Genomic DNA, 16,980 nt, shown 5'->3' with positions numbered 1-16,980 from the left:
CAATGCTCGAGATCCCGCTGCCAATCCTCTTCCATCGCCAGCCTCCATCAAAGCTGGCTCCCTATGAATCACGCATTTCCCCTGCAGGGAATCCCGAAAATCACAATTCTGCCAAAGTAGTGCTAGCCGAGCCAGTACACCAGCAGCGCCAGGGCCATGACCTGCGCCGCCGCCACGGCATGGAGGCGCAGGAAGAACGACGCCTTGCGCGTCTTGTGCGCGAAGGCGCTGCGCCCCGCGTAGGCCCCCGGGGTGCCGCCCGCCGCCGCGAGCAGCAGCAGCGTGCGCTCCGAAACGCGGCCGCCGCCCCTGCGCGCACGCGACTTGTCGAAGCCGAAGGCGGCGAAGGCGATGACGTTCAGGACGGCCAGCGCGACGAGGCCCGCCTCCGCCGGATTCATACGCGGGCGAAAATCGAGACCGCGAGATTGATCCACAGGGCCAGCGCGAACACTATGCCCAGCACGAAGGCTCCGGCCCGGTGCGAGGGCTTGTTGTAGGTCGTGTGGATAAGGCTCTGCAGGATTCGTGCGGCAACGTAACCCCAGGCGAACACCAGGGTCCAGCGCCCCACCACCGCCATCACGTAGCCGGTGAGGCAGGCGGCGTAGAACAGCGTCGGCAGTTCGAACAGGTTGCCGTAGTGGCGCTCTGCCACACGGGCGCTCTCGGGCTCGGGCTTGCCGAGGTGCGCGCGGTAATAGTCCGGTTCCATCGAATCGAAGATCGCGGCGCGCGCCGCCGCCATGCGCACGAAGGCCACGAACGTCAGCGCGACCACCGCAAGCATCGGCAGGAAGATCAGGGTGGGATTGTGGGACATCGACGGGCTCCCTCGTGTCTTTCGGCTTCGGCGTTCCGCGGTGCGCCGGTGCCCCGCTGGATCAGGTGCCGGGTGCGGCTGCGGTATCGGCAGGTGCCTCGGCGGGCGCGGTATCGGGGACTGCCGGCTCGGCCTCCTCGTCGTCGGGCAGCGGTCCGCCTTCGGGGCCCAGCGCCTCCCAGTCGTCGTCGGCTTGGGGCTGCGGCGCCGGAGCGGGCGCAGCGATCGGCTCGGGCGTCAGGCGCTTCTTCGGCGTGCGGCTGGCGTAGTGGTCGGCGCCGTCCTTGCTGAAGGCGTAGACCTGGGTAAACGGCACCCGGTACTCGGCCGTCCCGTCGGAAACGATCACCTCGTTGCCGGCAAGGCGCTGGACGGTGCCGATCGCGACACCGTCGTCATCGACGAGCGGGAGCCCGTTGACCAGCTCGGCGCGGCTGACGTTGCGCACGGTGACGACCTTTTCGTCGAGCAGAGCCCGCTTGCCCGCCTTGCTTTCGGCATCGACGGGAGCCGGGGCCCCCGCGATCGCGGGCGCGGCGATGAACGAGAGAGCGCAGAACGCAGAAGCGGTCAGCAGCAGCATGGTACGGGGCAAGGCCTGTTCTCCGGGCAAGATACGCAGGGGAAATGCGCATGAACCGCCCCGGTTGCCAAGGGCCTGTGAGCAGCAGGCACCGGAAGGGGAGAGAGCGATCCCCCCTTCCTGAAGGATTTGCCTTATTCTGCCGCGACTTCGCCGAACAGACCTGGCTCGGAACCATCGTCCACCAGGCTGTCGTCGTTGCTCTTCGCCTTGCGGCGCGAATCGAAGTTCGACCACACGGTGTTCCAGTCACCGCGCGTCGCGCCCTTCGAGTATTCCGTCGCGCGGGTCTCGAAGAAGTTGGCGTGCTCGACGCCGTTGAGCAGCGGCTGCAGCCAGGGCAGCGGGTGGTCCTCGATCAGGTAGATCGGCTTGAGGCCAAGCTGTCCGAGGCGCCAGTCGGCGATGTAGCGAATGTACTTCTTGATGTCCTTGGGCGTCATGCCCGGCACCGGCCCCAGCTCGAACGCCAGGTCGATGAAGTTGTCCTCCAGGCGGATCGTCGTCTGGCACTGGTCGGCGATGTCGTCCTTCACCGCCTTGGTCAGGCAGCCGCGCTCCTCGCAGAAGGCATGGAACAGCTTGATGATGCCTTCGCAGTGCAGCGATTCGTCGCGCACCGACCACGAGACGATCTGGCCCATGCCCTTCATCTTGTTGAAGCGCGGGAAGTTCATCAGCATCGCGAAGCTGGCGAACAGCTGCACGCCCTCGGTGAAGCCGCCGAACATCGCCAGGGTGCGGGCGATGTCCTCGTCGTTGTCGACGCCGAACTTCTGCAGGTAGTCGTGCTTGTCCTTGAGTTCCGAGTACTCAAGGAACGCGCCGTACTCGCTCTCGGGCATGCCGATGGTGTCGAGCAGGTGCGAGTAGGCCGCGATGTGCACCGTCTCCATGTTGGAGAAGGCGGTGAGCATCATCTTGATCTCGGTCGGCTTGAAGACCCGCGCGTACTTCTCGTGGTAGCAGTCCTGCACCTCGACGTCGGCCTGGGTGAAGAAGCGGAAGATCTGGGTGAGCAGGTTGCGCTCGTGCTCCGAGATGTTCTGCACCCAGTCGCGGCAGTCCTCGCCCAGCGGCACTTCCTCGGGCAGCCAGTGGACCTGCTGCTGGATCTTCCAGTAGTCGTAAGCCCAGGGATATTCGAAGGGCTTGTAGGTCTTGCGGGCTTCGAGAAGGGACATGGGCGGCTCCGGTGGATCAGCAGATTGGGGGCGCCCACCGCGTTCTCACGCTGGGGCGGAGATTCCAGAGATAGTGAAGATCACGCTCAAAGCGACCCTGTGAATCATCTTCCCACAGGAATATGTGGGGGCAAGGAAAAAGTGCACCCCCAAGGGGTTGTGGGTCCGCACAATGCGGACCCCAAGGATCAGGAGTCTACCTCGGCGTAGTGGCTGGGCGGCTGGATCACTTCCATGCGCTCCGACAGAAGCGGGCGGAACGAGGGACGCGACTTCATCACCAGGTACCAGCCGCGCGCCTGCTCATGGCTCGACCAGTCGAGTCCGCCGAGATAGTCCGCCACCGAAAGCTGCGCCGCCGCCGCGAGGTCCGCCAGCGTCATCGTCGCGCCCGACAGCCACGGGCGGTTGTCGATGAGGTAGTCGATGTAGTCGAGGTAGTCGTGCGCCAGCTTCATCGATTCGCGTAGCGCCTTGGCATCGGGCGACTGGCGCAGCACGAGGCGCTTCTTCATGCGTTCGAGCAGCAGCGGCCCGGAGACGTCGTTGTAGAAGTTCTCGTCGAACATCGCGATCAGGCGGCGGATCTCGGCGCGCTGCTGGGCGGTGCCGGAGATCAGCGGGTTGCGATCGACCGTTTCCTCGAAATACTCGCAGATCGCGCGGCTGTCCGACAGCACGAGGCCCTTGTCGGTCTCGCGGATCACCGGGGTGCGCCCGGCCGGGTTCATCGCGAAGAGGCGATCCTCGCCTTCCCACGGACGCGCGGTCTGGAGTTCGTACGCGATGCCCTTCTCGGCCATGAGCAGCCGGACCTTGCGACTGAACGGGCAGAGCGGGAACTGATAGATATGCCACATGGCGATTCGGAATGCCGAAAGGGGACCGGAACGTCCATTTCACCGGCACGGGATTCAGGTGGATAAGTCCGCGCCCGATCCGACACGCGTATCGCGGCGCAGATATCGCACCGACGCGCCGCCCTCGATTGACCCTGCCCGCCCTGCCCGACAGTCTGCCGGGCAAAGTGCCAGAGGGAGAGAAAATCGTGCCGCTCAAGTCCGTCCGCCTGGGATCGAACGACCTGGATAAAAGCCGTGCGTTCTACGACGCCACCTTCGCGGCGCTGGGCCTGGCCCCCAGCGCGCCGCCGGGACAGCACCCTATCGCGATGTGGGATGTGGACGGCGTGCGCTTCCTGCTCGGCCCCGCCCGCGACGGCGCGCCCTGCACCCATGCCAATGGCGGCACGATCATCTTCGAGGCGGCCGATGCCGAAGCGGTGCAGGCATGGCACGCGGCCGGCCTGGCCAACGGCGGCACCAGCGAAGGCGCGCCCGAGCCCAAGCCGCAGGCGCGCGGCGCCTTCGGCGCCTATCTGCGCGACCCCGACGGCAACAAGCTGGGGGTCTACGCCGGACTGTCGATGGGCGCGGCCGCACGCTCATGATCGGCGTGGCGGCGCCGGAAACCGCCCGCGCGGAAGACGGCGGATGCCTCCATCCGCCGTTCCGGCCCGAAGTCCGCAGCCAGATCGCCGTCGGCGGCTGCGCGCCAACCCCTGCAGCGTGGTGATCCCACCAGGCGGTTGCGCCAATGGCCCGGCGCCGGAATCGGGAATTCCGAACTGACGACTTGGCCGATGCGCCGTTTTGCCGCAGGGGGCACGGTGCAATGACCACTTCCAACGCAACTTCCCCCACCCCGCACGGCCATGGCGAGGACATCTACGCCCTGTTCGTGGGTACGATCCACCTGGCGGTCGGGCTGGTGCTGCTGCGCGCGGCAGGGCTCGCGACGGGCGGCGTGGCGGGCATCGCGCTGGTGCTCAGCTACGCGACGGGCTGGCCGGTCGGCCTGCTCTATGCGCTGATCTCGGCCCCGCTGATGGCGCTCACCCTGCGCTCCATGAGCTGGCGCTTCATCATCAAGACGGCGGTGGTGACGCTGGGCCTGTTCGCGATGACGGCGCTGGCCCCGATGGGCATCGCCATCGCCTGGGTGAGCGATCCGGTGGCGGCGCTCGTCGGCGGCAGCGTCATCGGCATGGGCGCGCTCGCCCTCGCCCGCCACGGCGCCGCGACGGGCGGTTCGGGGGCGGTAGTCCTGTGGCTCTATCGCACGCGGGGATGGAACGCGGGCCGTACGCAGCTTGTCATCGACGGATCGGTGCTGCTGTTCGCGGCCTCGCGCCTGGACGCGGCGCGGATGGGCTGGTCGCTGCTGGGCGTGGCGGCGACAGCGGGCATCCTGTGGGCCTGGCACCGTCCGGGGCGCTATACGGGGTATTGAACGGAAAAAGGGCCAGCCCTGCCCGGCCGGCCCTCCCCCCTGTCACCTCTAAGGTGTCACCCGTAAAAGGTCAGGCGATCAGAACGCTGCGGAAAGCGAGAACACCACGGTCGAGCCGGCGATGGTGCGGTTGCCGCGAGCCGGATCGGTGAAGTTGGGGCCGAGGTAGACCGATTCCGACTTGGAAATGTCGGTATCGATATAGGCGACGCCCAGTGTCACCGGACCGACGGCCACGTCCGCACCCAGCATCCAGTCCATGTATGAGCCGGTCGGCGCCACGCTGGTGCCGTTCGGGCCGAGGCCGGAGTTGCCGTCCGAGTAGCCCAGGTGCGCCTTCAGCGTGACCGGCGTGTTCGGCAGCGCGCTGCTCACGTCGCCCCAGATATAGAGGTTGTCGCTCTTGGCACCCGGGTTGTAGCCATCACCGTCGGCGTTGAGCGTCCAGCGGCCCAGGGCTTCCTGCTTGGGGGCATAGGCGACGCCGACGAGAACCTTGCCCGGGCCGACTTCGCCCGAAAGCTTCACGTAAGGCTCCGCGAAGTCGGTGATGTCCGAACCGCCCGGATACATGTACCAGGTCAGGCCGACATCGAGCGTGACGCCGCTCGAAACTTCCGTCGCGAAGCCGCCGTAGATGTCGAGTTCGGTGTTCGAGCCGCCGAAAGTGCCCCATCCGGCGAGGTTCGAACCCCAGGTGCCGACATAGAGGCCACTGGCGTGAGCGACCGATACACCGCCCTGAACGGCGATGTTCTTGTCGCTCTGCGAGACGCCGCGAAAGCGATAGTCGGTGACGATGCCGACGCTGCCGGTGGCGGTGAATTCGCTGGGCGCTTCCTCCTGCGCCATCGCGGGAGTCGCGGCGCCGAGAAACGCGGCCGCGAGGCCGGCGACGCCGGCAAAGAGACGAAACTTCATAGTCGGAACACCCTCATGTTACTGTTGTAGCATGTTCCGTCCTGCGGCCTGCAAGCCGGGCTCCGCTGCGTGGCGAGCCCGTTTCATGCCGGCAGGTTCATGGATATGGTTCCGACCTGTCTTCATTCTTGCGTTATCGTAACGAACTGTTGCTATATTTTGCAGTGCAACAAGTGTGGTCGTACGGCAACACAGCATATCGACACGATATTGCCAGAGCATGGCCAGCTTGATCCGCTCTGCGATCAGATCGCTGCCCGTTACAATAGAAAGCCGGGCGGCAGCGCACTGCGCTCCGCCCGGTAGGTTAGAGGGCCGGGTGTGAGGGTTCCCGGCCCGCCAGGTGTTCGGTCAGATCGTCAGCTGGCCAACGGTAGCGGTAGCGGCCGCAGGATCGAATCGGGTCCGGTCACGCGATCGCGCTGGCCACTCTGCCGGCGGCGGCTGATCCATTCGGACAGCGTCTCGGCCGTGGTGTGGTCCATCGCCTTGACACGGCCGAGGTCGAGATGGACCGGACGGTTGGCCGGCTGCTTCTCCAGCACCGCGTTGAGGCGGGTCAGGCCGACGAACGTGGCCGCGCCATTCAGTTCGACCCGCGTGGCCTCGCCCTCGTCGTGCTCATGCACCTTGAGGCGCAAGTGCCGGTAGTGCGGCAGCAGTTCGACGACCGAGAGCGCCAGGCCGACGAGCACGCCGGTCAAGAGGTCGGTGGTCACCACCAGCACGAACGTCGCCGCCCAAATCGCGGCGGGCAGCGGCCCGTGCGCCTTGAACAAGTGGGTGACATGCTTGAGGCTGACGAGCTTCCAGCCGGTGACGACCAGCACGCCGCCGAGCGCCGCCATCGGCACCTCGCGCAGCAGCCAGGGCAGCAGCGCGACGAAGGCGAGGATCCACACGCCGTGCAGGATGGTGGAAAGACGCGTCCTGGCGCCGGCCTGCACGTTGGCCGAGGAGCGCACGATCACGCCGGTCATCGGCAGCGCGCCGAACACGCCGCACAGGAAGTTGCCGATGCCCTGCGCGCGCAGTTCCTTGTCGTAGTGGGTGCGCACGCCGTCGTGCATGCGATCGACCGCGGCGGCCGAAAGCAGCGTCTCGGCGCTGGCGATGAAGGCGATGGCCACGGCCGCAACGATGAGCGCGGGATTGCCGAGCGGGGCGAACCACGCGGCGCTGGTCGGCAGGCTGAAGGCAGCGGCGATCGAGGCCGGAACCTCGATGCGGGCGACGTCGAGACCCATGCCCCAGGCGACTGCGGTGGCGGAAACCACGCCGAGCAGCGCGCCGGGAACCAGGCCCATCGACTTGGGACGCAGCTTTTCCCAGGCGAGCATGACGGTGATCGTCAGCACGCCGATCAGCAGAGCCATCTCGGTCGCGGCGGCGTTCGAGAAGTCGAGGCCGAAGACCCGCGCGGGCATCGCCGCAAGGTTCTGCAGCCCGCTCGACAGCGGCTTGGCGTCGAACAGGATGTGGAACTGGCCGATGACGATCAGCGCGCCGATGCCCGCCAGCATGCCGTGAACGACGGCCGGGCTGATGGCGCGGAACAGGCCGCCGAGCTTCAGGGCGCCGGCGATCAGCTGGAGCACGCCCGCCAGCAGCAGGACCGGGCCGAGCGCCTCGAGCCCGTTCTCGCGGACGAACTCGAAGACGATGACCGCGAGACCAGCGGCGGGGCCGCTGACCTGCAGCGGCGAGCCGGCCATGAGACCGACGACGAGACCGCCGATGATCCCGGTGACGAGGCCCTTCTCAGGCGGCACGCCCGAGGCGATGGCGATGCCCATGCACAGCGGCATGGCAACCAGGAACACGACGATCGACGCCGTGAAGTCCCGCCCGAAATGGGAGAAGAGGCCGGAGCGGCCGTCTCCCGTGCTGGAGGGGGCGGCGGTCATTCCGCGGCTTCTGCGTATTCGGTGGCGAAGCGGCTGCGGGCAGCCAGCGCGACGGGCAGGTCACGGTCTTCGCGCAGCGGCACGAACTCGCCGGTGTCGCCATTGAGGCCGAGCACCTGGCCGGCGTGGATGTCGACCATCCAGCCGTGCAGCGTGATTTCGCCGCGCGCGATGCCGGTGGCGACCGCCGGGTGCGTGCGCAAGTGGCTGATCTGGGCGATGATGTTCTCGAGCGTGATCGCGCGGACGCGGTCCTTGCCCTCGAGGTCGGAATGGCAGGCGCTGACGATGTGTTCGGCCGCGGCGCCATGCTTGAGCCAGGCGGCAACGTTGGGCATCGCTTCGAGACCGGTGGGGTCGGAAAGCGCCTTCATCGCGCCGCAGTCCGAGTGGCCGCAGACGATGATGTCGCGCACGCCCAGTGCCATGACCGCATATTCCACGGTCGAGGTGACGCCGCCGTTGAGCGTCGCGTAAGGCGGCACGATGTTGCCGGCGTTGCGGCAGACGAACAGGTCGCCCGGCTCGGCCTGCATGATCTGCTCGGGCACGATGCGCGAATCGGCGCACGAGATCATCAGCGCCTTGGGCGACTGGCCATGCGTCGTCAGCTTGCCGAACAGCTCGCTGCTGGCGGGGAAAAGGGTCTTCTCGAAGTTGAAGACGCGACCGATGAGCTCGTTCACTGGAACACCTTTCTGTTATCCACTGCCGTCAGCGCACGCACTGCGGCTTACTTTGGGAAGTTAGGTGTCGTGATTTTCAGCCATCGTGCCCGAACGTTACGAAAGCTTGCTGCGATGCAGCGCGGCTCGTGAGAGGATCGGTCAGGCCGGTTCCAGCGGCAACCGGATCGTCGCGCGCAATCCGCCTTCGGGACGGTTGCGCAAGTCGAGCGTGCCGTTTTCCGTGCGCACCGCCTTGCGCACGATCGGCAGGCCCAGCCCCATCCCGGCGGTGTCGCGCGCCCTTGCGGTGTCGAGACGCACGAAGGGCTGGAGCGCGTCGGTGATGCGATCGTCGGGAATGCCCGGGCCATCGTCATCGACCACGATCTCCACAGCGCCGCCGTCGCGCCGGACGCTGACGCGGGCATTGCCGCCGTAGTGGAGCGCGTTCTCGATCAGGTTCGACAGTGCGCGGCGGATCGGCACCGGGCGCACCTTCACCTCGAGGTTGGAAATGCCCGAATAGGTCGCGTCGGCGCCATGGTCGGCGGCGGTATCCACCAGCGTCTCGGCCATCACCGCGATATCGATGCGCTCGGGCGGGATCGAGCGGCCATCGCTGTCCACATACGCCTGGATCGAATCGAGCAGCATGCGCATCTCCTCGATATCGTGCGACAGGCCCTCGCGCACTTCGGGATCGACGCTCTCGTCGTCGAGGCGCAGGCGCATGCGTGCGAGCGGCGTCTTGAGATCGTGGCCGATCGCCAGCATCGTCTGGGTGCGATCGACCAGCGACTGGTGGATGCGTTCCTGCATCTCGTTAAGCGCGCGGATCAGTTCACGCAGTTCGTCCGGCCCGCGCTCGGGCACCGGCCGCGGAGGGCCGGAACCGAGGTGGCGAGTGGCGCCGATCAGGTTGCGCAGCGGCTTGAGCGTCTGGCGCACCAGCACCCAGGCGAGCGCGAACAGCAGCAGCATCGGCAGCACGAGGCTGACGATGCGCCCCACGGTCAGCTTCCACGCCGCATTGGCATGGGTGTGGAACCGCACCAGGCTGTTGTCGGACAGGCGGAACGAACCGCCGATGTTGCCTTTGCCGGGCAATTCCTCGAGGTGGATCTCGAGATCGGCCATGGCCAGTTCGGGCCCGGTCTCGATGACTTGCGCGCGCAAGTTGGACAAGCCCAGCGCCGAGCGGCGGCGGCCTTCCGGCGCCGACCACTGCAACTGGAAGCGCTCGGTGCTGAGCACGCGGGCGACATCGGTGCGCTCGTCCAGATCGGCATGCTCAAGGGTGCGGCGCGCCAGCACCAGGTTCTCGGCAATGCGCTCGGCGTCGTCCCGGCGCAGCATGAACGAATCGACGCGTTCGAAGACGAAGGAGTTGGCGGCGAATTCGATAAGGACGACAAGAAGCAGCACCGCGAGCAGCCGCTCGGGCAGGCCCATCCGCCTGAACAGGGCGACGAGCCTGCCGGTCATCAGTTCCGGATCACTTCCGCCTTGAACATGTAGCCTACGCCGCGCACGGTGACGATCGGCGGCTCGGACCCCTCGGCCTGCAGCTTGCGGCGCAGGCGGCTGACCAGCACGTCGATCGAACGGTCCGAACTGTCGCCGATGCGCGAGCGCGAAAGTTCCATCAGCCGCTCACGCCCGAGCACCCGCTGCGGATAGCCGAGGAAAGTGGACAGCAGGTCGAACTCGGCGCCGGTCAGATCGACGATGGCGCCGCTGGGAGAGCGCAGTTCGCGCCGCGCCATCGAGACTTCCCAGCCGTCGAAACGGATGGAATCGGCCGCGCGCATCTCAGGCACCGGCTCGCTCGACGAATCGAGGCCGCCGCCCCGGCGCAGCACGGCGCTGACGCGGGCGGCCAGTTCGCGCGTGCTGAACGGCTTGGCGAGGTAGTCGTCGGCACCCAGTTCGAGGCCGAGCACGCGGTCCTCCTCGCTTCCGCGCGCGCTGACGAAGATAATCGGCACGTCGCTTTCGCGGCGCAGGCGGCGGAACAGGTCGAAGCCGCTGGTGCCCGGCAGCATGATGTCCAGCACGACCAGGTTCACCGTTGCCTCGCGCAGGGTCACCCACATTTCCGCGCCGGTGGCGGCGGTGAGCACGTTGAACCCGCTCTGGCGCAAGGCTCGCGCGGTCAGGGTGCGCAGGGCACCGTCGTCCTCGACGAGCAGAATGGTGGGGGGCGTGGTCATCGTTTCTTGCGGTAGTCTGTAGCGGGGGGCGACCGTCATCGTGCTGGTTGTCTCTGCTGCATATAGGGGACCGGCGCGGTCAGGCAAACCGCGCCGGTCGAAAATGTCCCGCCGCCCTCATTGCCCTGCGGAAAACCGCGGAACAGCAAGGGCTGCGAGGCGCGATCAGTCGTTGGCGACGGCGCGGTCGGCTACCGCGAGCACCGGACGCTGCGCCTGTTCGGCCTGGGCGACGACGTGACGGCAGGCGCGGCCCTTGGAGGGCTCGGGGTGGCAGACGGCCGGGGCGGAGGACTTGGCGGCGCCGCGGGCAGCAAGGGTGGGGTGGCCCTTCGACGCGGTCACGCTGTCCCCCGCATAGGAAACGGTGGCCGAAGCCGGAGCGGAAAGCGAGACGAGGGCAAGAAGGGCGGCGGAAATCATCGGTATTCTCCAATCTGGCAATGCAATGAAGCCAGATTGGGGGGCGCACATGTCGCGCCTCGGGCCGGGGCATTACGAAACATTGCTGCAACGCGCGTCCCGCTGCGGGACAGGCGTTCATACAATCAAGTACAATCGTGAATGGAATCTGCCAGATCCGCTCCGATCCGGTTCAGGACTTCGTGGCTATACCAATTTTCACACGGGGACAACGGCTTCCTTGATCCGCCACCCCGAGCAAGGAGTTCAAGCCATGACCATTTTCAAGAAGACCATGCTCGCCGCCGGCCTTGCCGCCACCGCGCTCGCGACCACCACCCCGGCGATGGCGCGCGACTGGCATCGCGGCAACGACAACACCGCAGCGATCGCCATCGGTGCCGGTATCCTGGGCCTCGCGGTGGGAGCCATCGCCGCCTCGTCGAGCCGTGACAACGACCGCTATGACGCCCGCTACGACGATCGCTACGACGGCCGCTACTACGCCTCGGACTGGTCGTACCGCGACGGCTATTACTGGGACCGCGACGGTGGCCGCCATTCGCGCGACGAGTATGCCCGCCACGATCGCGACCACCGCGACGAATGGCGCCGTGGTTACTGAGCATCCAACCGGCATGGCCGGGTAACCCCCTCCCCGGCCCATCGGACGCCCGGCCCCTCCTCCTGGGCCGGGCGTCTTCGTATCCGGGCTCGTGCGCCCTGCAGTTCATCGCAAACCTGATACAGGTCGCGACAAATTCACTCGCGGTTCAGTCCTCCGGCCCCACATTCCTTCGCAACGTGCCCACCGCAACCGCCGTTACCCGGTTGGCCCGGAAAGGGAGACGCAACTGATGAAGACCTTGTTGAAGAAGCTTGCCCTCGGTGCCGCGCTATCGGCATCGATGCTGGCCGCAATCTCGCCCGCCGAGGCTCGCGACCGTTATTACGACCGCCGTGACAACACCGCCGCCGTCGCCATCGGCGCGGGCGTGATCGGCCTCGCCCTGGGTGCCGCGCTCGCGGACCGGGACGACCGGTACTACAACGATCGTGGCTACTGGGGCTCGCGCCGCTACGTCACGGTGCGGGACCGTCCGGGCTATTACTACTACTATGATGGTTACCCCAACCGCTACTACCGCGATCGCTATTACGACCGCGACTATTCCCGCTGGTCCCGCGACCGTTCGCGGTGGGGCGGGCCTAATCGCTGGGATCGCGGACGGAACTGGGATCGCGGCCGCGATTACCGGCGCGACGACTACCGCCGTGACCGCCGCGACCATTACTGGCGCGGCGGGGACAGGGATCGCTATCGCCGCTAAGTCCTGACGCCGAAACACCTGCGGGGCGGTGGCCATAACCACCGCCCCGCAGTCTTGCGGTCTGACGGGAACGATTGCGAACGCCTTGCGATGAAGCGCCCTCGCCAATTGCGACAGGGGCGGCTATGGGCGCTCCATCATGCATATCGCAGACCTGCGCATCGCCCTCTTCTCGGGCAACTACAACTACGTCCGGGACGGTGCCAATCAGGCGCTCAATCGCCTCGTCGGCTACCTGCTGCGGCAGGGCGCGCAAGTGCGCGTCTATGCGCCGGTAGTGTCCGAACCGGCCTTCGAGCCTACCGGAGACCTCGTCGGCGTACGCGCCTTCGCCATTCCCGGGCGCCCCGAATACCGCTTTCCATTCTCGATCTCGGGCAAGGCGCGGCGCGATCTTGCCGCTTTCGCGCCCAATGTGATCCACGTTTCCTCGCCGGACCCGGTCGGCCACCAGGCGGTGACCTGGGCGCGCGACCGGCGCCTGCCGGTGCTCGCTTCCGTCCACACCCGGTTCGAGACTTACCTGCGCTATTACAACATGGCCTGGGGAGAACCGGTGGTCGAGGCGATCCTGCGCCGCTTCTACCGACGCTGCGACGCCCTCGTCGCGCCGTCGGAGAGCATGGCGCAACTGCTGCGCCAGCAGCGGATGAACTACGATGTGTCGATCTGGTCGCGCGGGGTCGATCACGAGGTCTTCAACCCCGGTCGGCGCGACCTGGAATGGCGGCGCAGCCACGGCATCGCCGATCATGACGTCACCATCGGCTTCCTGGGCAGGCTGGTGATGGAAAAGGGCCTCGACGTGTTCTCAGACACCGTCGACGAACTGCGCCGGCGCGGCGTCGCGCATAAGGTGCTGGTGATCGGCCAGGGCCCTGCCCGCGAGTGGTTCGAGGAGCGCATCCCCGGCGCCGCCTTCGTCGGTTTCCAGGGCGGCGCCGACCTCGGCCGTGCGGTGGCCTCGATGGACGTGCTGTTCAACCCCTCCGTCACCGAAACGTTCGGCAACGTCACGCTCGAGGCCATGGCCTGCGGGCTCCCCGTCGTCGCCGCTGCGGCCACCGGCAGCCAGAGCCTCGTCGACGACCGCGTCTCGGGACGGCTGATTCCGCCCGGCGCGATCCACCAGTTCGCCGAAGCGCTCAAGAGCTACGTGGAGCAGCCCGAGCTGCGCCGCAGCCACGGCCAGGCAGGCGCCGCGCGGGCCGGCGAATTCAGCTGGGACCGGATCAACCAGGAAGTCGCCGACACTTACTTGCGGCTGATCCGGCAGAAGGCGCGCGCCTGAGGCATTTTCCGGTCGGATGGAGAGATCTGACCCAACGGGCAATGCGCGGAACAGGAGGCATTCAGCGGTGTCAGGCGCCCGACACGCGCCGCCCTGAAGACGCGTCCGCCGCGTCACCCATGACGACCCGGTCACGCCCCTGGCGCTTGGCCGCGTAGAGCGCGGCATCCGCACGGCGATAGAGGGCGCTCATGACGTCGCCGGCGCCCGCTTCGGCAACGCCGACGCTGACCGTCACGCGGCCCAGCGCCTCGCCGTGGTCGCAGGCGGCGATTTCCGATCGCACGCTCTCCGCAAAACGCGCCAGGGCAAAGCCATGAAGGCCGGACAGGATCATCGCGAACTCCTCGCCGCCGATCCGGGCCGCGGCGCATCGCTCGCCTTCCCAGCGGGCAAGGCGCCGGGCGATCGTCACCAGCGCATCGTCGCCCGCGTCATGGCCGTGCGTGTCGTTGATCGCCTTGAAGAAATCCACGTCGATCAGCAGCAGGGCCACGGGAACTCCTGTCCCGGGCTCCAGGCTGGCCGAAGCGACCTCGAAGAAGCCGCGCCGGTTGCGCAGCCCCGTAAGCGGATCGCGCCGCGCCAGTTCGTGCGCCTGCGCCTCGGCCCGCCGCGCCACGTCGCGCTGCATGCGCAGCAGCGCATAGGACCGCGAGGCCGAGATCGACAGCCAGAGCGTCTGCCAGGCAGCGGCGAACAGCACCAGCAGCTGGGAACCGCCGCCCCACAGCCATTGATCGGTATCAACGAAACCCGAGAAGCCGAGCACGGCCATCGGCACGGCCCACGCCGCCGCGAAAGTGCGCGCCTCGCCGCTGCCGCGTCGCCACGCCTGGATCAGGCAGGCCGCAACCGCCAGCAACAACGCGCTTGTCAGGAAACCCAGCAGGTTGGCGAAGAGATCGATCGGGCCGGAGCGCACTACCGACAGCGGCACCCCCATCGCGCCCACCGTCCAGCCCAGATAGAGCGTGGACTTGCGCAGCAGCGGGTTCAGATGGTGCTTTTGCAACGCCGTCACCGCGCTCATGGTCGCCAGCATGGTGGCGAGGCAGGCGAGGCCGGTACAGACCTGAGCCGATGGCGCACCCGCCATTGCGGGCAGGACCAGCAGCAGCAGTTGCGACCAGCACGCCCCCCACAGCAGCATTACCGCAGCCCAGCCCGCCTGCCAGGCGGAGAACTGCCGCCGCGCCACGATCGACAGCGAGGCGTTGAACGTCGCGCCCACCAGCAGCAGCATCAGCGCCGAGCCGATCGCCGCCGCCAGCACCGTCGACTGTTCCTCCTCCGCATCGGGACCGGCGAGGCGGATGCGCAGCATGTTCGCACTCGCCAGGCGATCGAAGCGCAGCGTCACCCCGGTGACCGGCGCGCCGTGCCGGGGCGCCGAGAACGCGATCTGCGCTCCCGCCCGCCAGTGCGAACCGAAGTCTCCGCTGCGCACCTGCTGGCGCACGATGGCCCCGTCGGCAAAGGCGAAGCAGACCTCGAGGCGATCGAACCGCGAATTATGGACGAGCACCGCCGGTTCCGAACGCGCCTGCGGGTTGCCATGAAGATCGACGTGCAGCCACAAGCTGCCCTGTTGATACCCGGCAGGCTCCCCGCCGCAGGTGTAGCGCGCGGGCACCCGTTCAAGCGGCGCGACCTCGGAACTGACGGCGTGGCACGGCACTCGCCCGCCTATCTCATGCGTCGCGGCTGCCGCACTGCCCGCCCAGCCGAGCGCCGCCAGCATTGCCATGAGCGCCAGCACCAGCCCCCAGCCGGCACGGCAGTATTGCGAATCGATCCCCATCGATCCGCTGGATGGCATAGTTTTCCTTATGGTTGGTTACTTAATGCGACGGAAAGAACCAAGGCGCGGCGTAGGTGTCCCCGCCGCGCCTTGACCTTCTCCCCTTCCCTCGGCTCCTGCGCGAGGGGCCAGCCGACCCTCGCGCGCATTCTCCCTGCGTTTCTTCTTTTTTATTCCGTCATGTGATCCGGCACTGCAGCCGCACCAAGGCGCGATCGATCGCGCCCTTGGCGGCATCACCGATCTCGCCGTCCACCACGCGGTAGACGATCCTGCCGTTTTCCAGCGAATAGGCCACCGTCGCCATGCCGTCGTTGAAACTGGCAAGGTAGAGCGCGGGCTTGCGCTGGATGAGGGCGAGATCGTCCTCGCGGGGAACCAACGTCGCACGCATGTAGTACGCGCCTGTCATTTCCCCGGCCGCTTCATCGGCAGTCGCACCGCCAAGGGCCAGAGTTCCTTCAGCGGCATGGCCCGTGCCGGTCGTCGCCATTGCAAACAGGATGATACCCGCCTGCAACGCTGCCAGGAATCGCTTCATGACAACCATCCTCTTCCGGTGCGGCTCCATCATTGCGGAGCCGTCATCTCTTGGCTCGATGCGTACCATGGCAAACCGCCCGGACAAAGCGGACAATGCTCAAGAAGCTTAGGATTTCCGCGCTTTTTGCGCTGCGCAACGATAGTCGTACTACGCGGTATGCCCCCTCGGCGGACGCAGCCTCGCGCTTCCGCGGAAACGCCTGGAAGGGCTTGCCCCGACGTCCCGTGCGGAGCAGGATCGTGCTGCAGACGCACATCTCGCCGCGAGTATCGGAACAGCGCGAATCGCCATCGGCCACACCGCGAAGGAACACGTCGTCGGCGAAGGCGTTGCGAACAGGCCCACCCGGGAGCCATGCAAAAGGGAACTGAAGACATGACCACGAACACCGCATCCGCGCGCTACGTCGGCCTTGGCAAGGATGGCAAGGGCGCGATCAGCACGCGTTCGGGAGTGCTTGCCGACCAGCCCTATGGCTTCGGCACCCGCTTCGAAGGCAAGCCCGGTACCAACCCCGAGGAACTGATCGCCGCCGCCCACGCCGCCTGTTTCACCATGGCGACCAGCTTCGCCCTCGCCAAGGCCGGCCATGCCGAAGGCACGCTCGACACCCGATGCACGGTGACGCTGGACAAGGACGGCGATGGCTTTGCCGTCACCAGATCCGCCCTCACACTGACCGCCTCGATCCCCGGCATCACCCCGGAAGACTTCGCCCGCATCGCCGATGAGGCCAAGGCAGGCTGCCCCATTTCAAAACTGCTCAACTGCGAAGTCACGCTCGAAAAGTCGCTCGGCGACTGACGCCGCGATGCGGGATACTGGAGCCGAAGTCCCCTTTGGGGGAGGCTCCGGTGATTTCGAGACCACCCGCCTTCAGCGAACGCGATAGCTGGAGACCCGCAAAAACCGGTAGCGTTTGGACGGCTATAATGATTCATTGAGGGCGCGCGATCACGGAGGCCAGCTATGGATCCCAAGTCCCTGTTCAGTTTGAGCGATCACCTTGAGGCATTG

The 16,980-nt window shown here is 66.9% G+C and carries 19 protein-coding genes; 6 read left to right on the top strand and 13 right to left on the bottom strand.

Annotation, left to right across the window (positions count from 1 at the left end; translation table 11 throughout):
• Nucleotides 1–122: 122 nt before the first annotated feature.
• From V2S85_RS25425 to V2S85_RS25405, 5 genes are all read right to left on the bottom strand, one after another.
• Nucleotides 123–401 (bottom strand): DUF1294 domain-containing protein, encoded by a 279-nt coding sequence (locus V2S85_RS25425; RefSeq protein ID WP_330705586.1) that lies wholly within the window; start codon nt 399–401, stop codon nt 123–125.
• Nucleotides 398–823 carry an MAPEG family protein gene (locus V2S85_RS25420; protein ID WP_330705585.1) on the bottom strand — a complete coding sequence of 142 codons (426 nt, stop codon included), beginning with the start codon at nt 821–823 and terminating at the stop codon, nt 398–400. The genes V2S85_RS25425 and V2S85_RS25420 overlap by 4 nt, the downstream gene beginning before the upstream one ends.
• 61 nt (nt 824–884) lie before the next feature.
• A complete protein-coding gene (locus V2S85_RS25415) occupies nt 885–1,418 on the bottom strand; it encodes a hypothetical protein (protein WP_330705584.1) in 534 nt (177 codons plus the stop codon).
• Nucleotides 1,419–1,540: 122 nt separating this feature from the next.
• A complete protein-coding gene (locus V2S85_RS25410; protein ID WP_330705583.1) occupies nt 1,541–2,590 on the bottom strand; it encodes a ribonucleotide-diphosphate reductase subunit beta in 1,050 nt (349 codons plus the stop codon).
• A 188-nt stretch (nt 2,591–2,778) separates the two neighbouring features.
• The gene (locus V2S85_RS25405) at nt 2,779–3,450 is read right to left on the bottom strand and encodes a glutathione S-transferase family protein (protein ID WP_330705582.1); all 672 of its coding nucleotides are present in this window, start codon (nt 3,448–3,450) and stop codon (nt 2,779–2,781) included.
• A 188-nt stretch (nt 3,451–3,638) separates the two neighbouring features.
• Between V2S85_RS25405 and V2S85_RS25400 the strand changes: the two genes are divergently transcribed.
• Both V2S85_RS25400 and V2S85_RS25395 read left to right on the top strand, forming a co-directional pair.
• Nucleotides 3,639–4,040 carry a VOC family protein gene (locus tag V2S85_RS25400; protein WP_330705587.1) on the top strand — a complete coding sequence of 134 codons (402 nt, stop codon included), beginning with the start codon at nt 3,639–3,641 and terminating at the stop codon, nt 4,038–4,040.
• Between the two features lie 224 nt (nt 4,041–4,264).
• A complete protein-coding gene (locus V2S85_RS25395) occupies nt 4,265–4,882 on the top strand; it encodes a YitT family protein (RefSeq protein ID WP_330705581.1) in 618 nt (205 codons plus the stop codon).
• A gap of 78 nt (nt 4,883–4,960) precedes the next feature.
• On the opposite strand, the gene V2S85_RS25390 is transcribed toward V2S85_RS25395, so the two are convergent.
• From V2S85_RS25390 to V2S85_RS25365, 6 genes are all read right to left on the bottom strand, one after another.
• A complete protein-coding gene (locus V2S85_RS25390; RefSeq protein ID WP_330705580.1) occupies nt 4,961–5,803 on the bottom strand; it encodes a TorF family putative porin in 843 nt (280 codons plus the stop codon).
• Between the two features lie 359 nt (nt 5,804–6,162).
• Nucleotides 6,163–7,710: a SulP family inorganic anion transporter gene (locus V2S85_RS25385; RefSeq protein ID WP_330705579.1), complete on the bottom strand. Its 1,548-nt coding sequence runs from the start codon at nt 7,708–7,710 to the stop codon at nt 6,163–6,165.
• The gene (locus V2S85_RS25380; RefSeq protein WP_330705578.1) at nt 7,707–8,396 is read right to left on the bottom strand and encodes a carbonic anhydrase; all 690 of its coding nucleotides are present in this window, start codon (nt 8,394–8,396) and stop codon (nt 7,707–7,709) included. The genes V2S85_RS25385 and V2S85_RS25380 overlap by 4 nt, the downstream gene beginning before the upstream one ends.
• 141 nt (nt 8,397–8,537) lie before the next feature.
• Nucleotides 8,538–9,863: an ATP-binding protein gene (locus V2S85_RS25375; protein WP_330705577.1), complete on the bottom strand. Its 1,326-nt coding sequence runs from the start codon at nt 9,861–9,863 to the stop codon at nt 8,538–8,540.
• Nucleotides 9,863–10,591, bottom strand: coding sequence for a response regulator transcription factor (locus V2S85_RS25370; RefSeq protein WP_330705576.1), 729 nt, complete (start codon nt 10,589–10,591; stop codon nt 9,863–9,865). The genes V2S85_RS25375 and V2S85_RS25370 overlap by 1 nt, the downstream gene beginning before the upstream one ends.
• Nucleotides 10,592–10,756: 165 nt before the next feature.
• Nucleotides 10,757–11,014, bottom strand: a complete 258-nt coding sequence (locus V2S85_RS25365) for a hypothetical protein (RefSeq protein ID WP_330705575.1) — start codon at nt 11,012–11,014, stop codon at nt 10,757–10,759.
• A 253-nt stretch (nt 11,015–11,267) separates the two neighbouring features.
• On the opposite strand from V2S85_RS25365, the gene V2S85_RS25360 reads away from it, so the two are divergent.
• From V2S85_RS25360 to V2S85_RS25350, 3 genes are all read left to right on the top strand, one after another.
• Complete coding sequence (locus V2S85_RS25360; protein WP_330705574.1) at nt 11,268–11,618, top strand: hypothetical protein; 351 nt, start codon at nt 11,268–11,270, stop codon at nt 11,616–11,618.
• 232 nt (nt 11,619–11,850) lie between these two features.
• Nucleotides 11,851–12,324, top strand: coding sequence for a hypothetical protein (locus V2S85_RS25355; protein WP_330705573.1), 474 nt, complete (start codon nt 11,851–11,853; stop codon nt 12,322–12,324).
• Nucleotides 12,325–12,463: 139 nt separating this feature from the next.
• Entirely contained in the window at nt 12,464–13,615 is a 1,152-nt protein-coding gene (locus V2S85_RS25350; RefSeq protein ID WP_330705572.1) for a glycosyltransferase family 1 protein, read from the top strand.
• Between the two features lie 70 nt (nt 13,616–13,685).
• Here V2S85_RS25350 and V2S85_RS25345 read toward each other — a convergent pair whose 3' ends face one another.
• Together V2S85_RS25345 and V2S85_RS25340 are read right to left on the bottom strand one after the other, a co-directional pair.
• The gene (locus V2S85_RS25345; RefSeq protein ID WP_330705571.1) at nt 13,686–15,437 is read right to left on the bottom strand and encodes a GGDEF domain-containing protein; all 1,752 of its coding nucleotides are present in this window, start codon (nt 15,435–15,437) and stop codon (nt 13,686–13,688) included.
• 160 nt (nt 15,438–15,597) lie between these two features.
• Entirely contained in the window at nt 15,598–15,960 is a 363-nt protein-coding gene (locus tag V2S85_RS25340) for a hypothetical protein (RefSeq protein WP_330705570.1), read from the bottom strand.
• 378 nt (nt 15,961–16,338) lie between these two features.
• On the opposite strand from V2S85_RS25340, the gene V2S85_RS25335 reads away from it, so the two are divergent.
• Nucleotides 16,339–16,767: an OsmC family protein gene (locus V2S85_RS25335; RefSeq protein ID WP_330705569.1), complete on the top strand. Its 429-nt coding sequence runs from the start codon at nt 16,339–16,341 to the stop codon at nt 16,765–16,767.
• The last annotated feature ends 213 nt before the right edge of the window (nt 16,768–16,980 follow it).

The organism is Novosphingobium resinovorum (assembly GCF_036352595.1).
Taxonomy (GTDB): domain Bacteria; phylum Pseudomonadota; class Alphaproteobacteria; order Sphingomonadales; family Sphingomonadaceae; genus Novosphingobium; species Novosphingobium resinovorum_B.
The sequence above is the reverse complement of the archived record's forward strand: the minus strand, read 5'-3'. Positions and strand labels throughout refer to the sequence as shown.